Annotated in this window: 14 protein-coding genes; all 14 read left to right on the top strand. The window is 41.5% G+C overall.

Going from position 1 to position 20640, the window contains the following annotated elements:
* Positions 1-442: 442 nt before the first annotated feature.
* The 14 genes from AAHJ11_RS15305 (at position 443) to AAHJ11_RS15240 (ending at position 20528) form a co-directional block, all read left to right on the top strand.
* Positions 443-3868 (top strand): TonB-dependent receptor, encoded by a 3426-nt coding sequence (locus AAHJ11_RS15305; RefSeq protein WP_320975076.1) that lies wholly within the window; start codon positions 443-445, stop codon positions 3866-3868.
* A gap of 20 nt (positions 3869-3888) precedes the next feature.
* Complete coding sequence (locus AAHJ11_RS15300) at positions 3889-5622, top strand: RagB/SusD family nutrient uptake outer membrane protein (protein WP_148365576.1); 1734 nt, start codon at positions 3889-3891, stop codon at positions 5620-5622.
* 19 nt (positions 5623-5641) lie between these two features.
* A complete protein-coding gene (locus AAHJ11_RS15295; protein WP_148365575.1) occupies positions 5642-6433 on the top strand; it encodes an endonuclease/exonuclease/phosphatase family protein in 792 nt (263 codons plus the stop codon).
* 27 nt (positions 6434-6460) lie between these two features.
* Positions 6461-8617 (top strand): alpha-N-acetylglucosaminidase, encoded by a 2157-nt coding sequence (locus AAHJ11_RS15290; RefSeq protein WP_320975077.1) that lies wholly within the window; start codon positions 6461-6463, stop codon positions 8615-8617.
* Between the two features lie 9 nt (positions 8618-8626).
* Positions 8627-9769, top strand: a complete 1143-nt coding sequence (locus tag AAHJ11_RS15285) for a glycerate kinase (RefSeq protein WP_320975078.1) — start codon at positions 8627-8629, stop codon at positions 9767-9769.
* 6 nt (positions 9770-9775) lie between these two features.
* Complete coding sequence (locus AAHJ11_RS15280; protein ID WP_217720975.1) at positions 9776-11032, top strand: GntP family permease; 1257 nt, start codon at positions 9776-9778, stop codon at positions 11030-11032.
* A 13-nt stretch (positions 11033-11045) separates the two neighbouring features.
* On the top strand, positions 11046-12131 hold the full coding sequence (locus AAHJ11_RS15275; RefSeq protein WP_234133070.1) for an acyltransferase family protein: 1086 nt from the start codon (positions 11046-11048) through the stop codon (positions 12129-12131).
* Positions 12132-12137: 6 nt separating this feature from the next.
* Positions 12138-14321, top strand: a complete 2184-nt coding sequence (locus AAHJ11_RS15270; protein WP_217720977.1) for an alpha-N-acetylglucosaminidase — start codon at positions 12138-12140, stop codon at positions 14319-14321.
* Between the two features lie 118 nt (positions 14322-14439).
* Positions 14440-15021 carry an RNA polymerase sigma factor gene (locus AAHJ11_RS15265; RefSeq protein WP_148365569.1) on the top strand — a complete coding sequence of 194 codons (582 nt, stop codon included), beginning with the start codon at positions 14440-14442 and terminating at the stop codon, positions 15019-15021.
* 107 nt (positions 15022-15128) lie between these two features.
* Positions 15129-16085: a FecR family protein gene (locus AAHJ11_RS15260; RefSeq protein WP_258978618.1), complete on the top strand. Its 957-nt coding sequence runs from the start codon at positions 15129-15131 to the stop codon at positions 16083-16085.
* 31 nt (positions 16086-16116) lie between these two features.
* A complete protein-coding gene (locus AAHJ11_RS15255; RefSeq protein WP_320975079.1) occupies positions 16117-16890 on the top strand; it encodes an endonuclease/exonuclease/phosphatase family protein in 774 nt (257 codons plus the stop codon).
* A gap of 7 nt (positions 16891-16897) precedes the next feature.
* Complete coding sequence (locus AAHJ11_RS15250; RefSeq protein WP_148365566.1) at positions 16898-17677, top strand: hypothetical protein; 780 nt, start codon at positions 16898-16900, stop codon at positions 17675-17677.
* A 13-nt stretch (positions 17678-17690) separates the two neighbouring features.
* Complete coding sequence (locus AAHJ11_RS15245; protein WP_148365565.1) at positions 17691-19220, top strand: hypothetical protein; 1530 nt, start codon at positions 17691-17693, stop codon at positions 19218-19220.
* Positions 19221-19541: 321 nt separating this feature from the next.
* Positions 19542-20528: a FecR domain-containing protein gene (locus AAHJ11_RS15240; RefSeq protein ID WP_320975080.1), complete on the top strand. Its 987-nt coding sequence runs from the start codon at positions 19542-19544 to the stop codon at positions 20526-20528.
* Positions 20529-20640 lie beyond the last annotated feature (112 nt).

Here is a 20640-nt window from a genome sequence, read left to right as displayed (position 1 = left end):
CGGATTTTTTATATATTAATATTGTCTTTATGCTGCTGGATACGGTACTTCACCACCGCTTTCGTTTCCGCCTTCTCCGTTACCTCCATTTCCATTGTCAGGTGTACTTGACACCATTGTCTTTTGACACCAACTATATGAATTTATAAGTATTAAGAGTTCTGGTGGAATCACTCATGCGTGAAGTGGAGGTTGCTCATTCTTTTTTAGGTAAAGACACTAATTGGTGTATTGAATGAGAACATACGATATATCCTTTTATTCTTGTTATTAAAAACTATATTCTCGAAGTGATTTCTTTTTTATCAGATAGGATTGATTTCCCGAAAATTCCTCATATAGTTTCAATTAATATTCATTAACTTATTTGTCGTAATACTTTTTATCACCTCTTGTGTATTAGCTAATAGATATCGAACTATAAACTTTAAAGACTAATATTATGGAAAAAGATTCTCCTTTTTCATCCACCGGCAGAAGGTGTATTGTAGCCCTAATGTGCATATTTGTCACAGCTCTTGTTTATGCACAGCAGCAAAAAATATCAGTTAGTATCAAAGAGCTTCCTCTTAAAGAAGCTATCAGTCAGATAGCAGAGAAGGCATCGATGAATGTAGCCTATAGCAAAGAATTTGTAGATACGAGTAGGAAAGTGTCATTGGAGGTGAAAAACACAGATGTAAACAAAGCATTAACTCTTTTGCTAAAAGGGACTAACATTGGGTTCCGTTTCTTGGATGACAGCATTTTATTTTATAATAAAGAATATCAAAATAAAAACACGTCCGAACCTGTTGATTCGCAAGAGAGTAAGAGAGAACTGTATGTGAAAGGTAAAGTTACTGATGAGAATGCGGAACCGATAATCGGAGCCACCGTGTCTGTAAAAGGATCGACTACGGGTACAATAACCGATATCAATGGTCAGTATTCCATCAGAGTACCCTATGGAAGTACACTTCGGTACTCATACGTCGGTTATCGTGAAGAAAGCATCATAGCGAAAGAAACGACAGTAAACGTAGTGATGAAAGAGAATGCTGTCAGCTTGGAAGACGTAGTAGTTGTGGGCTATGGCGTACAAAAGAAAGTAAACGTAACAGGTGCTGTATCTATGGTTAAAGCAGAGGCTATTGAGAACAGACCTATTACTAACGTAACTACGGGGTTACAAGGGTTATTGCCTGGAGTTAGCATCGTTTCTTCTTCGGGACAGCCGGGTGCTGTGCCCAGTATCAATATTCGTGGTACGGGAACCATCAACAGTAGTACAGCACCTTTGATCTTGATTGATGGGGTAGCTGGGGGAGACATCAATTTATTGAATCCTTCGGACATTGAAAGTGTATCAGTGCTGAAAGATGCCGCTTCATCAGCCATTTATGGAGCACGTGCCGCCAATGGTGTTATTCTTGTAACTACTAAAAAGGGAGAAAAGAAAGAACGGGTAGTATTCCAATATAACGGATATGCCGGATTTCAGACTCCCACAGCATTACCGGAGCTTGTTAACGGAAGGGAATACATGGAACTCTCCAACGAAGCCATGAGTGCTGCCGGATTTTCCAAACCTTATACACAAGAGGCTTTCGATAAATATGATTCGGGACTGTACCCCAATGAATATTCCAATACTGACTGGATTGACGAAATATACAAAAGCCGGGCTTTTCAGACGGGGCATAATGTGAGTGCACGGGGTGGAAGCGAGAAAACCGGATTTTTTATGTCGTATGGTTTCTTGGATCAGGATGGGCTGATTGTAGGTGACGGATATAGTTCCAAAAGACATAATGCGCGTATCAGTGTAAACACAGAAGTGTACAATCGTTTGAAACTGAATGGGCAGATGAGCTATGTCGATTTCTACAAGAAGGACTTAGGTTATAGCGGCACATCAGGGGTATTTCGCCTGTCACAGCGTATGTCTCCGCTACTTCCTGTCAAGTGGCAAATTCCTGACGAAAACGGCCGGATGGTAGATAGCGAGAATTGGTCGTACGGTTCGGTGCGTAACCCCTTGCAGGTAGCCTATGAGTCGGGAATGGAAGAACGGAAAACTCGTGTGCTCAATGGAATATTCAATGCAGATCTCAAAATTATAGACGGATTGAATGTCGGTATGCAGTATTCTGCTAATATATACACCCGCCAGGTGGATGAGTTTAACCCGAAGATGTTGTCTTATTACTCGGACGGTAGCCCGTTGAAAGCAAATGAAGATGCCAAGGACTATATTTCCCAAAGCCATCTCGACGTTATGACCCAAACGTTGCAATTCACCCTGAACTTTAATAAAACCATAGGACGCCACGAGTTGGGAGCGTTGTTGGGATTTTCGCAAGAGTGGGAGAACCGAAGCACATTGGGTGCTACGCGTGATAATGTGATGGTTGAAGATATTCACGTTATCAGCGCCGGAATGATTAATTTCATGAATAGCGGAACAAAAGATGAGTGGGCTTTGCGCTCTTACTTTGGTCGTGTCAACTATGCTTTTGACGGTAAATATCTGTTTGAAGCCAACCTGCGTGCTGACGGAACTTCAAGATTTGCCAAGGGCAATCGTTGGGGATATTTTCCATCGTTCTCGGCAGGATGGAACTTTTCACGTGAAAAATTCATGGAGTTTGCTACTTCGGTATTGAATTCGGGTAAGCTGCGTGCTTCCTGGGGTGAATTGGGAAATCAAAATATTCCCGGTAATTACTACCCCTACTTGTCACCTATCATTACCGAGGAGTCCTATCCTATCGGAGCTTCTAATACACCTGTTATGGGACTTTGGCAGAACAAAATAGGTAATCCCGATATCAAGTGGGAAACCATCCGCATGATTAATTTTGGAGTAGACCTTAGTTTTTTGAGTAATAGACTGAATGTGGACTTTGATTGGTATAAGAAAGAAAATATTGACGCGTTGGTTCGTCCCGATGTTCCGGCTATTGTCGGGGTCTCCAGCAGTAACGTAGGCTATGTCAATCTTGGTAAGATTGATGTCAAAGGATGGGAACTCAATTTGTCATGGCGTGATAAGATCGGAAATGTAAATTACAATCTCGGATTCAATTTGTCGGATGCCCGTAATAAGATCACCGATTTGGGCGGAACTCCGGAGTCCCTGACCAGTACGGCTTCCGGTTCGTATCGTCGGGTAGGTGATCCGATAGGTGCTTTCTATGGTTATCTTACGGATGGGTTGGCACAAGTGTATGATTTCGAATCGGTGAATACAACTACAGGTAAGTATCAGAAACCAAAGTTCCCTCTTGTTGCCTCACAAAATGGCATTGTACAGCCCGGAGATATTAAGTATCGGGACATCAGTGGTCCTGACGGTGCTCCCGACGGGGTGATTGATGACTACGACAAAGTGGTATTTGGCGAGAAAGAGCCCCATTACACCTATGCAATCAAGGGTGGTTTGGAATGGAAAGGTATAGACTTCAGTTTCTATTTGCAAGGTGTAGGTAAAGTTGCCGGTTACCTTGAGGATGAGGCGCGGCATGCGTTTATCAATGACTACTCGATCCCTAAAAAAGAACATCTTGACAGATGGACGCCTATGAATCCAAATGCTTCTTATCCCAGACTTTATCAGTCGCAGGAGCACAACAGGCTCTTCAGTGACTATTGGAAAGAAGATGCATCGTACTTGCGTCTGAAGAATATTCAGATAGGTTATCGTTTTCCTGTCCGGATGGTGGCACCTCTTGGCATTAATAGTCTTAGAGTATATGCTTCGGCAGATAACTTGTTTACTAAAACCAATTACTTCGGGGCTTATGATCCTGAAGTGAGGACCACCAGCGGAGATGTCTATCCGCAAGTAAAAACCTATGTTTTTGGATTATCAATAACATTCTAACCTATTAAACGACTATAAAGATGAAATACTCAAAATACTTTTTAATCATTGCTTTATTTGGTATAGTTACCTCATGTAGTGATTTCCTGGATAGAACGAACCCTAACGAGCCGGACAATGTGACATTCTGGGTAAATGAAGAGCAGCTTAAAAATGCTTTGCCACCCTGCTATGAAGCTTTACAAAAGGACTATCTTGTGAATTGGAGCGAATCGACGGCCGAAACAGTTATGTGGGGGAATATTACCAGTGGACTAAGTAAGGTTTCGGGAGGCAAGCACTCTTATACTGACGGCTTTCCTTTCACTACCTATTGGACAGGAGCGTATAGCTATATTTATCGCTGCAATAATTTTTTAGACAATTATAATAAAGCTCAAGTGGCTCAAAACAAAAAAGACGTTTATGCTGCAGAAGTAAAAACTATCCGGGCGCTTATGTATTTTTACCTCACGACATTTTGGGGAGATGTACCTTGGGTAGGAGAAGTCATCCAGCCCGAAGATGCATATATCGAACGTACTCCCAGAGAGAAAGTCATTGACCAACTTGTCGAGGATTTGAAATGGGCGGCAGAGCGTATGCCTGAAGAAAGGTATACAGGCGATAAACTGGGAAGACTTGACCGCTGGGGCGCTTTAGCCATATTGGCACGTATCGCCTTGCAGAACGAAAGGTGGGAACTGGCTGCAAAAACGAGTGAATATATCATCGAAAACAGTCCCTATGGCTTGTATGAATACGAAAAACTATTTCATCACGAAGGGGATGTCGAGAATGATCCGAAGAATATCGAAGCCATCGTATATAGCCTTTTTGTACCCGAAGTCCGTACACAAAGTCTGCCCAATGAAACTTGTAGCCCGACAGACTATATACGTCTCAATCCAACGAAGTCGTTGGTAGATGCTTATCTGTGTACAGACGGTAAACCAGCAAAAACCGGATTGGAATATTATAAAAAGATTGGTGTGCAGACCTCATCATTATACAAGTCGCCTGAAGAGCATTATGCTGATTATTTCCAAAACCGGGATCCTAGAATGAAGATGACTTTATATGCTCCGGGTGACAAATGGCCGGGAGGAGATGACGGTGACCCTGATACAGATAAGGCCAACGAGATATTTAATCTACCTCGTTTTGCTTCATTACAAGATAATAATCGTGTGGGGGCAAATAGCCGTACAGGTTTCTATCTGAAAAAGTATAACGATATTGATTTGGCCGGCTCAAGTATAGGTGGGCACGGTAATCTCAATGTCATCCGTTTTGCCGAAGTCTTGCTGATTTATGCGGAAGCCACTTTCGAACTACAAGGTAAGAAACTGACACAGACACAGGTTGATTACTCCATCAACAGACTTAGAGATCGTGTGAATATGCATCGTATGAACCTTGACGAACTTAGTGCATGGGGGATGGATCTCGAAACTGAATTGAGAAGAGAACGTCGTATTGAGTTGGCAGGTGAAGGTACAAGATATGCCGATGTGATGCGCTGGCGTGAAGGTGAACTTCGTTTTGGACGTGCCATCACCGGTCCCAGCCTGAAAGTATGTATGAACGATTTGGGTGCCAACCCATATCCCGATACCGGTGTAGATGAATTTGGCGATGTAATCTACGAAAAGTCTACCGCAGAAGGTGGAGCACGCTACTTCGACGCAACGAAACATTATTTGTGGCCTGTGCCTAATCCCGAACGTCAGAAAAATCCTCTGTTGGGACAAAATCCAGGATGGGAAAAGTAATCATTAAAAAATAGAAACCATGTATTCAATGAAGAAATATTTATTATTGTTTTTATGCCTGACTTTGGGCGTTGCCTATGCACAAGACACTCTACGAGTGCGGGTAATGACATATAATTTGAGGTTTGGCGAACTGGCATCTTTAGAAGAACTTGCTCATCACATCAAATCCTTCAAACCTGATTTTGTGGCGCTTCAGGAAGTGGATAGCAAAACAGACCGTAAGCGTACCCCGCATCAGAAGGGGAAGGATTTTATATCCGAACTCGCCTATTATACGGGAATGTTTGGGCTTTACGGAAAAACGATTGATTATTCTACCGGTTATTACGGTATTGGAATGTTAAGTAAATATCCATATATTTCTGTTCAAAAGACAATGCTGCCCCATCCGGTCAAAGAACATGAGAGACGGGCTATGCTAGAGGGATTATTCGAAATGGGTAATGATACTATTGTTTTCACCTCTACGCATCTGGACGTTAACTCTCAAGAAACACGGGCGGAGCAAATAAAATTTATTACCGGACATTTCAAAAATTATAAATATCCTGTAATTTTGGGAGGCGATTTCAATGCGCGTCACTACTCCGAGGCCATACGTGGTATGGATAGTTGGTTTGCCGCGAGTAACGATGATTTTGGAATGCCGGCATGGAAACCTGTGATTAAGATAGATTACTTGTTTGCTTACCCGCAAAAAGGATGGCGTGTGATTAGTACACAAACTGTCCGGTCGCTTTTGTCAGATCATTTACCGATTATTACGGAACTGGAATATGTGAAAGAAGCATCGAAAAAGAAATATTGATACTCACTTATAACATTTTGATTTTTTATGATACATACGATAATCAAGTATTTATTAATTTCAACAACGCTTTTTTTCTGCTCATGCCACAAGCCTAAGACGGATATTATCACCCCCGCCAAGCAGTTAATAGAACGTCAGATTGGGGAAAGAGCAAAGTCTATCCACTTTGAATATATCGAACCATCCGAAGGTAAAGATATATTTGAAGTGATAGCAAGCGACGGCAGGCTTACTTTAAGGGGAAGTAGCTCCGTTGCTATTTGTTACGCTTTTCATACGTACATGAAAGAAGCTTGTAAGAGCATGAAAACATGGAGCGGTGAACATCTAACATCAGTGATGCCGTGGCCCGATTATGAATTGTATGAACAAGTGTCCCCTTATGAGTTGCGTTACTTCCTGAATGTTTGTACATTCGGCTATACTACTCCTTACTGGGACTGGGAGCGTTGGGAAAAGGAAATTGACAGGATGGCTCTTTATGGTGTAAATATGCCCTTGGCTACAGTGGCCAGCGAAGCTATTGCTGAACGGGTGTGGCTGCGTATGGGATTGACCAAAGAAGAAATCCGTGAATTTTTCACAGCTCCTGCACATCTTCCTTGGCATCGCATGGGTAATCTGAACAAGTGGGACGGTCCCTTATCTGATGCTTGGCAACGTAACCAAATCGGCTTGCAGCACCAAATCCTGACCCGTATGCGCGAGTTGGGAATGCAGCCCATAGCACCTGCGTTTGCCGGTTTCGTGCCGGAAGGATTCGTACGGAAACATCCCGATACACAATTCCGGCATATGCGGTGGGGTGGTTTTGATGAACAGTATAATGCCTATGTACTGCCACCGGATTCGCCTTTCTTCCAAGAAATAGGTAAACTGTTTGTCGAAGAGTGGGAAAAAGAGTTTGGAGAAAATACTTATTACCTGTCGGACAGTTTTAACGAAATGGAACTACCTATAGATAAGGAAGATAAAGAAGTGAAATACAAGTTATTGGCCGAGTATGGAGAAACGATTTATAAATCAATTACAGCCGGAAACCCTGATGCCGTTTGGGTTACACAAGGATGGACATTCGGATATCAACATTCATTCTGGGATAAAGAATCGCTTAAAGCCTTGTTAAGCAATGTACCTGATGATAAAATGATTATCATTGATTTGGGCAATGATTATCCCAAATGGGTATGGAACACCGAACAGACATGGAAAGTACACGATGGGTTTTACGGAAAGAAATGGGTATTCAGCTATGTACCCAACTTCGGTGGGAAAAATACAATGACAGGAGATCTGGGCATGTATGCTAGTTCCTCGGTCAAAGCGTTACGTGCTGCAAATAAAGGTAACTTGATTGGGTTCGGTTCTGCCCCTGAAGGCCTCGAAAACAATGAGGTTGTTTACGAACTGTTAGCCGATATGGGGTGGACTTCAGACAGCATTGATCTGGACGATTGGATGAAGATATACTGTGAGGCCCGCTATGGGGGATATCCCGATGCTATGAAAGAAGCTTGGAAACTTTTTCGGAAAACAGCATATAGTTCTCTCTATTCATACCCCCGTTTTACCTGGCAAACCGTAGTACCCGATCAACGGCGGATCAGTAAAATCGACCTTAGTGATGATTACTTGCAGGCTATACTTTTGTATGCCAGTTGCGCTGACGAACTGAAAAACTCTGAATTATACAGAAACGACCTCATTGAGTTTGTTTCGTATTATGTAGCGGCTAAAGCTGAAAATTTTTATAAGCAGGCGCTGAAAGATGATTCGGAGAATCGTGTTCTCGCAGCGCAGCGTAATCTGCAACAAACTGTTGATTTGTTGATTGACGTTGACAGGCTGTTGGCTTCTCATCCTTTATATCGATTGGAAGAATGGGTGGAACTTGCACGTAATAGCGGAACAACTCTTCAGGAAAAAGATGCTTATGAAGCAAACGCTAAACGCTTGATTACAAGTTGGGGTGGTATTCAGGAAGATTATGCAGCCCGTTTCTGGAGCGGGTTGATTAAAGATTACTATATTCCTCGTATACAGCTCTATTTCACAAAAGACCGGAATAAAATTCGAGAATGGGAGGAACAATGGATTACATCTCCCTGGAGCAACAGTACAACTCCGTTTGATGACCCGGTCAAGGCTGCATTGGGTTTAATAGAGAAAACAAATAAGTGATAGCTTTTTATGAAAAAGATTGTATTGGCATTCGATTCGTTTAAAGGTTCGGTCAGCTCTTTTGAAATAGCGAAAGCTGCCGAAAAAGCGATTCAGGAGGAATTACCTGACTGTCAGATTATACGTTTTCCCATAGCTGATGGTGGCGAAGGGACTACAGAAGCCTTATGTTCTGCTCTTAGTGCTCAAACGGTGTCATGTCGGGTGCATGATCCATTCATGAAGCCAATCGATGTATCGTATGGTATCGCGAACAATGGTGCGATGGCTATTATCGAAATGGCTTCAGCCTGTGGTCTTCCATTGATTGATTCAAACCGGAGAAATCCAATGAAGACTACGACTTATGGAGTTGGAGAAATGGTTGCTGACGCATTAAAACGAGGGTGTCGGGAATTCATTATCGGGATTGGCGGAAGTGCAACAAATGATGCGGGAATGGGTATGCTGAAGGCTTTAGGGGCACGTTTTCTGGATAGAGAGAACAGTGAACTGGAACCTGTCGGCGAAAGTCTGATAAAAGTCCATCAAATAGATATTTCTCAATTAAATCCGGCATTGAAGGAGAGTAATTTTGCGATCGCCTGTGATGTTAGTAATCCATTTTATGGAAAAGAAGGTGCGGCCTATGTATATGCTCCTCAAAAAGGGGCAACTATGCTGCAAGTGATAGAGTTGGATAATGGGTTGCGGCACTATGCACAGGTGATAAAGGAATATACAGATATGGATATATCGCAACTTCCCGGTGCCGGAGCAGCCGGAGGAATGGGAGGCGGTCTGCTTCCGTTTCTGAATGCAAAATTGCAATCCGGGATAGAAGTTATATTGAAAACGCTTCGTTTCGAAGAAGTCGTTCAACAGGCAGACTTGATACTGACTGGAGAGGGGAAACTGGATTGCCAGACTTGTATGGGAAAGGCGCTGGACGGAATCTTACGTGTCGGTGACAGATGTCAGGTTCCGGTGATAGCATTAGGAGGAGCGGTCGAAGCCGCCGAAGCACTTAATAGGATGGGTTTTACAGCCGTACTTCCTATCCAACCTTTCCCGGTAACACTTGAAGAGGCGATGCAACCGGAGTTTACGAAAGAAAACATAGAGAGAACGGTGCGACAGGTGGTGAGAATCATCAAACAATTTACTAAATAATACTCAATGACAGCGATAGGCGCATTAATCGGGCTTTCATTATCCATACTGTTAATCATAAGAAAGCTTTCTCCGACATACAGTCTGATTATCGGAGCGATAGTTGGAGGATTGTTGGGAGGACTATCTTTAAATGAGACTGTAACGGTGATGACCGAAGGGGTGAAAGAGATCACTCCGGCGGTATTGCGGATTCTGACGGCCGGAGTCTTATCAGGTATATTAATACAAACCGGAGCTACCACTGTCATCTCCAATGCAATTATACATAAAATGGGTGAGAAGCGGGTATTTATGGCATTGGCACTCGCAACTATGTTACTTTGTACTGTAGGTGTATTTATTGATGTGGCTGTGATAACTGTTGCACCGGTGGCTCTTTCGATAGGTAAGCGTTTAAACCTGTCTCCATCCGTGTTACTTATTGCTATGATCGGGGGAGGTAAGTGTGGAAATATCATATCACCTAACCCGAATACCATTATAGCAGCCGGAAATTTTAATGCAGATCTATCGGCTGTAATGTTTGCCAATATTTTACCGGCAGTGATCGGTTTGTTTTTCACCGTTTTCGTTATTGTCCGTCTAATGCCTCAAACAGTAAAAAACAAAAAAGAGGTGATACAAACTGTGAATAAAGAGGAAGAGAGAAATCTGCCGTCGCTAAGAGCCAGTCTGATTGCTCCTGTTGTTACTGTTGTTTTATTGGCATTACGCCCTATAGCAGGAATCAATGTTGATCCTTTGATAGCTTTGCCGGTAGGTGGTTTGTGTGGCGCTATCTGTATGAGACAATGGAAAAATATTCTTCCAAGTATAGAGTATGGACTGCAGAAGATGTCTGTGGTAGCTATTCTGTTGATAGGAACCGGAACTATTGCCGGTATCATAAAGAACTCTTCTTTGAAAGACTGGATTCTTACAGGATTGGATCATGCTCATATTAGTGATGTGTTGATTGCTCCTATATCAGGCGCATTGATGTCAGCGGCTACGGCATCGACAACAGCCGGAGCGACACTGGCTTCTTCTTCGTTTGCTGAAACAATATTGGCTATAGGGATTTCTGCGGTTTGGGGGGCAGCTATGATTAATTCGGGGGCTACAGTTCTTGACCATTTGCCACATGGTTCGTTCTTTCATGCAACAGGAGGCGTATGCGAACTCAACTTTAAGGAACGTCTGAAGTTGATACCTTATGAATCGCTTATAGGGATAGTGTTAACTGCCGGGACGACTATTTTATATATAATAAGTAATTAAAAGAATAAAATATATGAATCCGAACAAACGGTTACTTTCACTTGATGTACTTCGGGGTATTACTGTTGCCGGGATGATCCTGGTCAATAACACAGGAAAGTGTGGGTATAACTTTGCTGTTTTTACACACGCCAAGTGGGATGGCTTTTCGCCAGCCGATCTGGTATTTCCGATGTTTATGTTCCTGATGGGTATTTCGACCTACATCTCTTTGTGTAAGTATAACTTCCAGTGTCGACCGGCTATTGCGAAAATCATAAAAAGAAGTCTCTTGTTAATATTTATAGGTCTGGTTATGGAGTGGTTCATTACATCAGTAGATGGTGGTAACTATTCTGATTTGAGTCAGCTCCGGTTAATGGGAGTGATGCAACGGCTTGGAATTTGTTATGGCATTACAGCCCTGTTGGCTGTAACAATACCGCATAAGCGGTTTATGCCATTAGCCATCATCTTGTTGGCTGTCTACTTTATTTTTCAGTTATTTGGAAACGGATTTGAGAAAAGTGCGGATAATATCGTCGGGATTGTTGATTCGGCTATTTTAGGGTCTAATCACATGTATCTTCAAGGCCGGCAGTTTGTCGATCCGGAGGGGATATTTAGCACGATTCCCGCTGTATCTCAAGTGATGATAGGTTTTGTTTGCGGAAAAATAATCATCGACATTAAAGACAATGACCGCCGGATGCTAAATCTATTTCTTATAGGTACCACTCTGTTGTTTGTCGGCTATTTGTTAAGTTATGCCTGCCCTTTGAATAAACGTTTGTGGTCTCCTTCGTTCGTTTTGGTCACTTGTGGGATCGCAGCATTGTCATTGGCTTTGCTGCTCTATATCATTGATGTGAAGCAGAATAAAAAGTGGTTTTCATTTTTCGAAGCATTTGGAGCGAATCCGCTTGTAATCTATGTGTTTAGTTGCATAGCCGGAGGATTGCTTGTGCATTGGCATATCCATACGGCTGTATTCAGTAATTTGCTTAACCCATTATTCGGAAATTACTTCGGTTCATTTATGTATGGTGTGTTTTTTCTGTTGTTCAATGGGCTGTTGGGATATGTTTTATTAAAAAGAAAAATCTATATAAAATTATAAATCAGAATGAAGAGAAAAAGTGTATACATGTGTCTGGTTATGTTTTTTATGTCGTTGGCTCTTCAGGCTAAAGACAAAGACGTAGCTGTTGCCGAAGCATTAGTGAAACGTTTGCTGCCGTCATACATCGAGAGTTTTCAGTTTCAAAAGTTAAAAGGGGAGAAAGACTGCTTTACGGTAGAGTCAGTCAAAGATAAGATTGTAATCGGTGGAAACAACGCCAATTCAATGGCGATGGGACTGAACCATTACCTGAAATACTACTGTCTAACTACGGTATCGTGGTATGCGGATATAGCCGTTGAAATTCCTGATGAATTGCCAATGGTTGGCGAGAAGGTCGTTTCGGAAGCGAGAGTGGATACTCGCTTTTTCCTGAATTACTGCACGTATGGTTACACGATGCCTTGGTGGCAATGGAAAGAATGGGAACGCTTTATTGACTGGATGGCTCTTAATGGCATAAATATGCCTTTGGCAATCACCGGACAAGAAGCTGTGTGGTATAAAGTCTGGTCGAAAATGGGAATGTCGGACATCGAAATACGCTCTTACTTCACGGGACCGCCGTATCTGCCCTGGCATCGGATGGCTAACATAGATGGTTGGAACGGTCCGTTGCCGATGGAATGGCTGGAACATCAGGTAAGTTTGCAGAAAAAAATACTCGCACGTGAGCGTGAATTGAATATGAAGCCCGTATTGCCAGCCTTTGCCGGACATGTCCCTGCCGATTTAAAGCGGATTTACCCCGAGGCCGATATTCAGCATTTGGGCAAATGGGCAGGTTTTACTGATACATACCGTTGTAACTTTCTGAATCCTAACGACGCTTTGTTTGCGAAAATTCAGAAACTATTTCTTGATGAACAAAAAAAACTTTTCGGAACCGATCATATTTATGGCTTAGATCCTTTCAATGAGGTTGACCCGCCAAGTTTCGAACCCGAATATTTGCGGAAGATAGCTTCGGATATGTACGCCACGTTGACGGCTGCTGATCCCAAAGCCCAATGGATGCAAATGACATGGATGTTTTATCATGACAAAGAGAAGTGGACATCTCCGCGAATAGAAGCTTTACTGACGGGTGTTCCGCAGAATAAGACGTATCTGCTCGATTATCATTGTGAAAATATTGAACTTTGGAAAACGACTGATAAATTTCATGGACAGCCTTATATCTGGTGTTATCTGGGCAATTTCGGAGGAAACACAACTTTGACAGGTAACGTCAAAGAAAGTGGCGCACGACTTGAGAATGCTCTCATTAACGGTGGAGACAACCTTAAGGGAATCGGCTCTACACTGGAAGGATTGGATGTTGTACAGTTCCCTTACGAATACATCCTTGAGAAAGCATGGAACTTGAATGTAGATGATAACAAATGGATAGAATGTCTGGCTGACAGACACGTAGGATGTGTATCGCAACCTGTGCGCGATGCTTGGAAAATATTATTCAATGATATTTATGTACAGGTGCCGCGTACATTGGGCACTTTACCCGGATATCGCCCCGTATTGAATAAGAATAGTGAAAAACGGACAAGTAATGTGTACGGTAATGTTGAACTATTAGAGGTTTGGAGAAAACTGAACGACGCGCCTTCTGACCGGAGGGATGCTTTTCGTCTGGATTTGATTACTGTAGGCAGGCAGGTGCTTGGAAACTATTTTCTTGATGTAAAAATGGAGTTTGACAGGATGGTTGAAGCTAAAGATTATCAGGCTTTGAAAGCTTGTGGCGAAAAAATGAAGGAAATATTGAATGATTTGGATAAACTGAATGCCTTTCATCCTTACTGTTCTCTGGATAAATGGATGGATGATGCGCGGAAGATGGGGGATTCTCCCCGGTTGAAAGACTATTATGAAAAGAACGCTCGCAACTTGATTACTACTTGGGGAGGAAGCCTGAACGATTATGCCAGCCGTTCATGGGCAGGACTGATAAGTGATTATTATGCAAAACGTTGGGAAGTGTATATCAATACATTTATCAATGCGGCTGAGAAAGGTGTGGAAGTGGATCAGCAACAACTTGAAGATGAGTTAAAAGAAATAGAAGCTGGTTGGGTAAATGCAACTGATAGGAAAAATATTCGGAAAGATGTTCATTCAACAAATGACGGATTGCTATCATTCTCAACCTTTTTATTCAGCAAATATCAAAGACTGGTGAAATAAACAAGAGGCCTGTTTCATTTATTGTTTGCGATTCATGCTATATCAGAAAGAATTAATATATTTGAAAATAAGGACTTGATATCATAAGCTTCTTGTTTTCATATTTAAAATGATTAAGATGTTCCAGAAATACTCACAGGATGAAGCCCAAGCTTTGGTTAAGGCTCTGAAAGAGGGGAACCAGCTGGCATTTAGTATTGTATACAAGACATATGCGGCGCAGACCTTTTCTTTGGCATTTAAATATTTGCTGAATAAGGAATTGGCTGAAGATGCTGTGCAGAACTTATTCTTAAAACTCTGGCTGAAAAAAGAAGAGATCGACGAAACAAAACCTATAAACAGATACCTTTTTACGATGTTGAAGAACGATCTGCTCAATACGTTGAGAGATTCAAAGAAAAATATCTATTTACTTGAGGATTGCCTTTCAATGGTTTTGGAATTGGAAGACAATTCTCAAAACGAAAACCTTAAGCAAGAACAAATGAACATTATACAACAAGCTCTTGAGCAACTTTCGCCGCAACGTCGTAAGGTTTTTGAAATGAAAGTTTCAGGAAAATACTCCAATCAGGAAATAGCTGATAAACTTAATCTTTCGATAAATACAATTAAATTCCAATATAGCCAATCTTTAAAGCAGATTCGCTCGACAGTGGGAGAGCTTAGCCTACTGTTACTTTATTGTATGATGTAGTTCTATCACTTTTACGGATATGGAACGTTCTTTTGAATTAACACGGTTTAACGTAGTCTGTATAATACTTTTTTGTAACAGTGTGTATTACTAATAGATATTGAAATATGAAATCAAAAAAGAAACATACAAGTCAGGACTTTGAAGTGGTTGACGGCATCGGAAAATATATTGATGACGACATTCAGAGGATAGTAGAAGGCAAACAGCTCGAACTGGGTGGCAGAGAACTGCCTCCTTTTGATGAATATCGCATTTATAAGAATATTCAGGAAGCCGTAATGCAGGAAGAAAAACGAAAGAACAGGAGAATCAGAATGCCATTGTTATTTAAGTGGACGGTGGCTTGTGCTATTGTTTTGCTTGTGATAAGTGTGGGATATAATTATTATCAAAGCCACAGTGAGGCAAATCTTGTTTATCGTGAAGTCTGTGCTGTAAGAGGTGAAAAGCTGCTTGTATTACTTCCTGATGGTAGCCGGGTGTGGTTAAATGCCGATTCTAAATTGACTTATCCGGAACAGTTTGCGAAATACAACAGGAATGTTATGCTGGAGGGAGAGGCTTATTTTGAAATAGCAGAAAATAAAAAATCACCATTTCAGGTACTTGCCGAGAATGTAAAAATACAGGTGACAGGAACGTGCTTCAATGTAAAAGCGTACGCTTCGGATAAGGTAGTAAAAACTACACTCGACGAAGGAAGTATCAATATCGGACATGTGCAAAGCCGTAGACCTATGCAGCAAATGCTTCCCGGGCAAACGGCCGTTTATGAAAAAAGGAGTAATGTAATAAAAATAAAAACTGATAGATATCACGATGATGCTTCGAGTTGGAAGAGCAACCGGCTTATTTTCAGAAATGCATCACTGAAAGAAGTGCTTACAACACTTTCGCGGCATTTTGATATAGAGATTACAGTTAAAAACGAAAAGATTGCTTCGTTTACATACAACTTCGTTTGTAAAGGGAACGACTTGAACTATGTGTTGGAGGTGATGCAATCAATAACACCGGTTAGCTTTAAAAAAATATCAGAATATGCATATACGGTTGAATAAGTAAACTTAATCTAATAACAAAAACAAATTTATGAAAGCACTTTTAAAGCCCATTGTATGGGTATGCCTTTTCTTCTTTGCGTATCAAAGTACGTATGCGCAGGCTCTTAAAATAATGAGCTATAATTGCCGGATGTCCGGTGAGATGACTGGTTACTCGGTGAAGGAGTATGCTGTATTTATCAGGAAATACAATCCGGATGTTGTAATGTTGCAAGAGATAGATTACAACACAAAAAGGAATAAAAATCAAGATTTCACCACTCAACTGGCCGCGGAGTTAGGGTTGTTTTCCGTATTCGGGAAAGCGATGGAGACTGGTGGTGGAGAATATGGAGTAGCCATACTTTCAAAATATCCTTTTGTTTATATCAACAACAAGCCTTTCGAAGGTATAGACGGAGCCAAAGAACCCCGGACGCTATTATATGTAGATATTCAGCAACCCGGCACTTCAAATGTAATCAGGATAGGAACGACTCATCTGGATCATTCGACGGATCTGATAAGGAGCGCAATGGCCGAACAAATTAATGAGCGGATTGGTACGGGAGATACACCGACGTTGCTGGGAGGAGATTTTAATGCCAGAACAGACTCTAATGTGATTTGTGAAGTAATGAAAAACTGGCAGAGAATCTGCGATGATACATTCACCTATCCGGCAGATCAGCCGGCAATCAAGATTGATTATCTATTCGGGCTTCCACAGAATAAGTGGAAGGTGAAGTCGTTTGAAGTTTTATCTAATCCGGCGGTATCTGACCACAGAGCTTTGTTTGCCGAAGTTGAATTTGTAAAATAAGTGAAATATGAAATCAAACTATCTATATCTGCTATTTATATGTATTACCTCTTGCCTGTTCGTTTCATGTAGTGATGAGGATAACAAGAGAGAAGAAATCCCTGAATGGAATCGGTTCAGAACAACTAACGTGTTGGTTTATGCACACTTGTCAGAGCAAAATTTATTTAGTTCTTGTAGTTATAAAGAGGTGGCGGCGTCTATCAGGAACACTGTTCATGCAGTGGCATTGTTGGATAGAACGAACGCTATTTATGGGCAAACTGCAATCATAAATACGGGTACGGAGACTGCTAGAGAGAGTAAAAAAGTGCCGGTGTTTGTACCTGTCAGCTATAGTAGCGGAGAAAAAAAGATAATCGGTAGTACTGTGCTTTTTCCTTCTACTATTTCCGAGATGACACAATATGTGGTAAAAAACGATTGCAGATATCTTGAAACAAAAACAGAAGCAGTGAACGGAATAGATATGCTCTTCTGTTCTGTGTCACTAAATAGTGAAGATCTGATAGCTCCGGCCGTTGATGTATTCAAGAAAAGAGTAAACGAACAGACAGTTCTGGTGGGCACTGTTAAACGTGCGTTGTTGTCTAATCTTGAGTCGGCAATTACTTCTAACTTAACTTCTGATACTTATTTTTTCTCGGAAGTGGAAAATAGAAATAGAGACTCCGAGTATTGTATATTTGTCCTGACTTCACACAAATGGGCTTTTAGGGGGGTAACCGAAACAAGTGTAAGCGGGGATTTACATTGTTTTCAATTACAAATCGAATCTTTAAAATAAAAAATGAACAGTCATGAAGCAATATATCAAAAACACAATGATCCTGATGCTTGCCCTGTCATGGGGCTTGCTATTGACAAATTGTAGTGATAGTGAAGCCGATTATTCGGATGACAACGCATATCCGCCACCTACTGTAGAACTAACTTCTCCTTCCGAGATAGATGTGGTGGAGTATAATTCTACGGTGACTGTATCTGCCAGAAGTTTCTCTGCTGTGGGGATACATAGTATATATGCTACCTTGTTGAAGGTGGATGAAAATGGAGAATATGAAGAGATAAATGCGAATGAACGCCAACGTTTAAAGATAGATACTCTGGAAACTGATATGACACTTGAATTTGATTTGAATGTCAAGGTCAACACGCGTGAAGCAGCCGGAATACTAGTGACATCGACAGATGTTTTGACAAAAACGGCACAAAAGGTAATACCGATTAAAAAGATAACCAAACTTCCGTCCCAGATATTTACAGAGCCATCAGATTTACCAGTTTTAGTACCCGATGAAGAGGTTTCTCTGTCTGTAATGATCCGTTCTGCAGTGGGTATTAAGTCCGTAAAACATACTTTGTGCAATAAGGTACTGGGTGATCTGAAGGATTATACAACTATTCCGGTATCAGGTAATCCATTGGAAATGGAATTTATCTTGAAAACTGTCGTAGACAATAAGGATACTGATGGAATCAAGATTGTGGTGGAAGATATAGAAGGGTTGAGAGAGGAGAAGATTATCAATATCGAGGGCATTGAGGGTGTTGACAATAATGTCGCGCTTGTTTTCAACGATATTGAAATGGCACCCGAATGGGAACATTCAATAGAACCGGATCAACCTTATATTTTCTCCATAGAGGGAATAATGATACGCGGTGTGCAGAAGCATGTGTTAAGCTTGAAGGAAATTAAAGGATATGGCTCAAAGGCAAACGGCGTAGACTTTGCTTTCATTAATATATGGAGAAATCCAAGCTTTGTTGCCGTTAAAAACAGAGGTTTCTCTTATGTCAGTGCGTCAAGAATTAGTGGAGGACCAATAGGGAGAGCTTACGATGTGAATGACTGGATTAAACCGGCCGGTGTGGCCACCAACAAAACGCTGTTTACTCTTATACCTGATGATAAGGTTGCTGACCTTGGTATTGATGTGATGATGGCGAACGCGGCTCCGGACGTCAAGACTTTTGAGGCGTTGAATGTGTTGGAAAGTATAGCTAAAGGAGGTGCTGATATGTTAATGCAAAGAGTCAATGCGTCTGACGGGTATCCGGATGATCCTTGTAGCTTGCAGATAAAAGACAATACTTATATTGCTTTTGTTACCGCAATGGGTAAGTATGGTGTGATTCATGTTATTGAAGCCGCAAACGATATGGATGCATTAGTTGCCGGAGGATGTAAAATTGCTACTCCTACAGGAGTGGTGGGAAGCCAGGGGCCAGCCTACTCGGGAGCTGGCATAACCGGACTCACTTATGATGGCGTAGCATTACTCTATGGGCGTACATGCAAGTTGAAAATTGTGGTTCAGAAGTAAAGTTGTTATAATGAAAGAATGAAGAAATATGTATTTTATATAAGAATCAAGAGAGGTTGGCTCTGAATTTGAGATGCCTCTTTAATATTGGCTATAGTTAAAGCAGTCCGAAAAGCCTTGAGCTTACTGAAATCACCTTTACTACAAATATATCGTAGTAAGGGTGATTTTTCTTTTTAGGGTAAAGTCATTGATTTGTGCATTAAATGAGAAAAAATAGAGTTGTTTAGTGAGTGTTATAAAAAAAATGTCGGATGCTTTCAGGGTAATTTAAAAGTTATGGGTCTATTTAATAAAAGAGCTTATAAAACACATTTAAATATGGAAGACATTTATATTATCATATCTAAATATCTATTGGGAACTGCTTCTCCGCAGGAGGAGAAAGAAATCATGGAATGGCGGAATGCTGATGCTGGGCACGAACAGGAATTTCAGGAACTGTGTGAGAGCTGGCAGATAACTCATGCGGGAATACATCCGGTAATTCCTGATAAAGAACGTGTGTGGGGAAAGATAATGAGTAATCTGAATCTGGTGAAACCTGTGAAGATGTACACGCGGCGGTTGTTGTATCGAGCAGTGGGAATTGCTGCTATGTTGGCGCTGGCGTTGGGCTTCTCGCTTTCTCTGCTGGTTTCGGAAGAGGAAGAAGTAGGATTAGTCTCATTTACAGCTCCTGTTGGTCAGAAAGCAGAAGTCAGTTTGCCGGATGGCACTAAAGTTTGGTTAAATTCTGGTTCTACTTTGACCTATTCTACGGATTATGCCAAAGATTGCCGTTCTGTAAAATTGAATGGACAGGCTTTTTTTGATGTGGTGCGAGACAGTAAGAGACAGTTTGATGTATCGGTAGGTGATGTGAAAGTGTTGGTTCATGGTACTGCATTCGATGTCAATGGATATGGAGACCATTCAGAATTGGAAGTTGTACTGCTTAGAGGGCACGTGACGGTTGTCTCGGCTTTAACGGACAAGCTGTTGGCAGATATGAAACCCAATCAGAAAGCCATTATTCCTTTGCGTGAAATGGAGAAGTGTAAATTGGCGGCTTGCGATGCTGAAGTAGAATCCGTATGGCGATTGGGCAAGCTGAAAATTGAAAATGAGAATCTGAAGGAAATAGTTCAAAAAATGGAACGATGGTATGGCATCAAAATTCAATTGCATGATGTACCGGAAAATAAACGTTATTGGATGACAATTAAAACAGAATCTTTGCGAGAAATGCTTGAGATCGTTAATCGGGTGACTCCGATTACATACACTATTAATGGAGAGGAGGTGAGCATAACCGGGAGAAAGTAATCGAAGAATAAAAAAGGACGCAGAAGAGTGCCATCTTCCACGTCCGAAGAGCAAAACCTGCGTATGTATGCTATCCGTCGGACGGATGGCACAGGTATAGCCTTGCTTTATG

It is taken from the genome of Bacteroides sp. 90-K9/2 (assembly GCF_047310725.1).
GTDB classification, from domain to species: domain Bacteria; phylum Bacteroidota; class Bacteroidia; order Bacteroidales; family Bacteroidaceae; genus Bacteroides; species Bacteroides vicugnae.
This window is presented reverse-complemented; position numbering and strand designations above follow the sequence as displayed.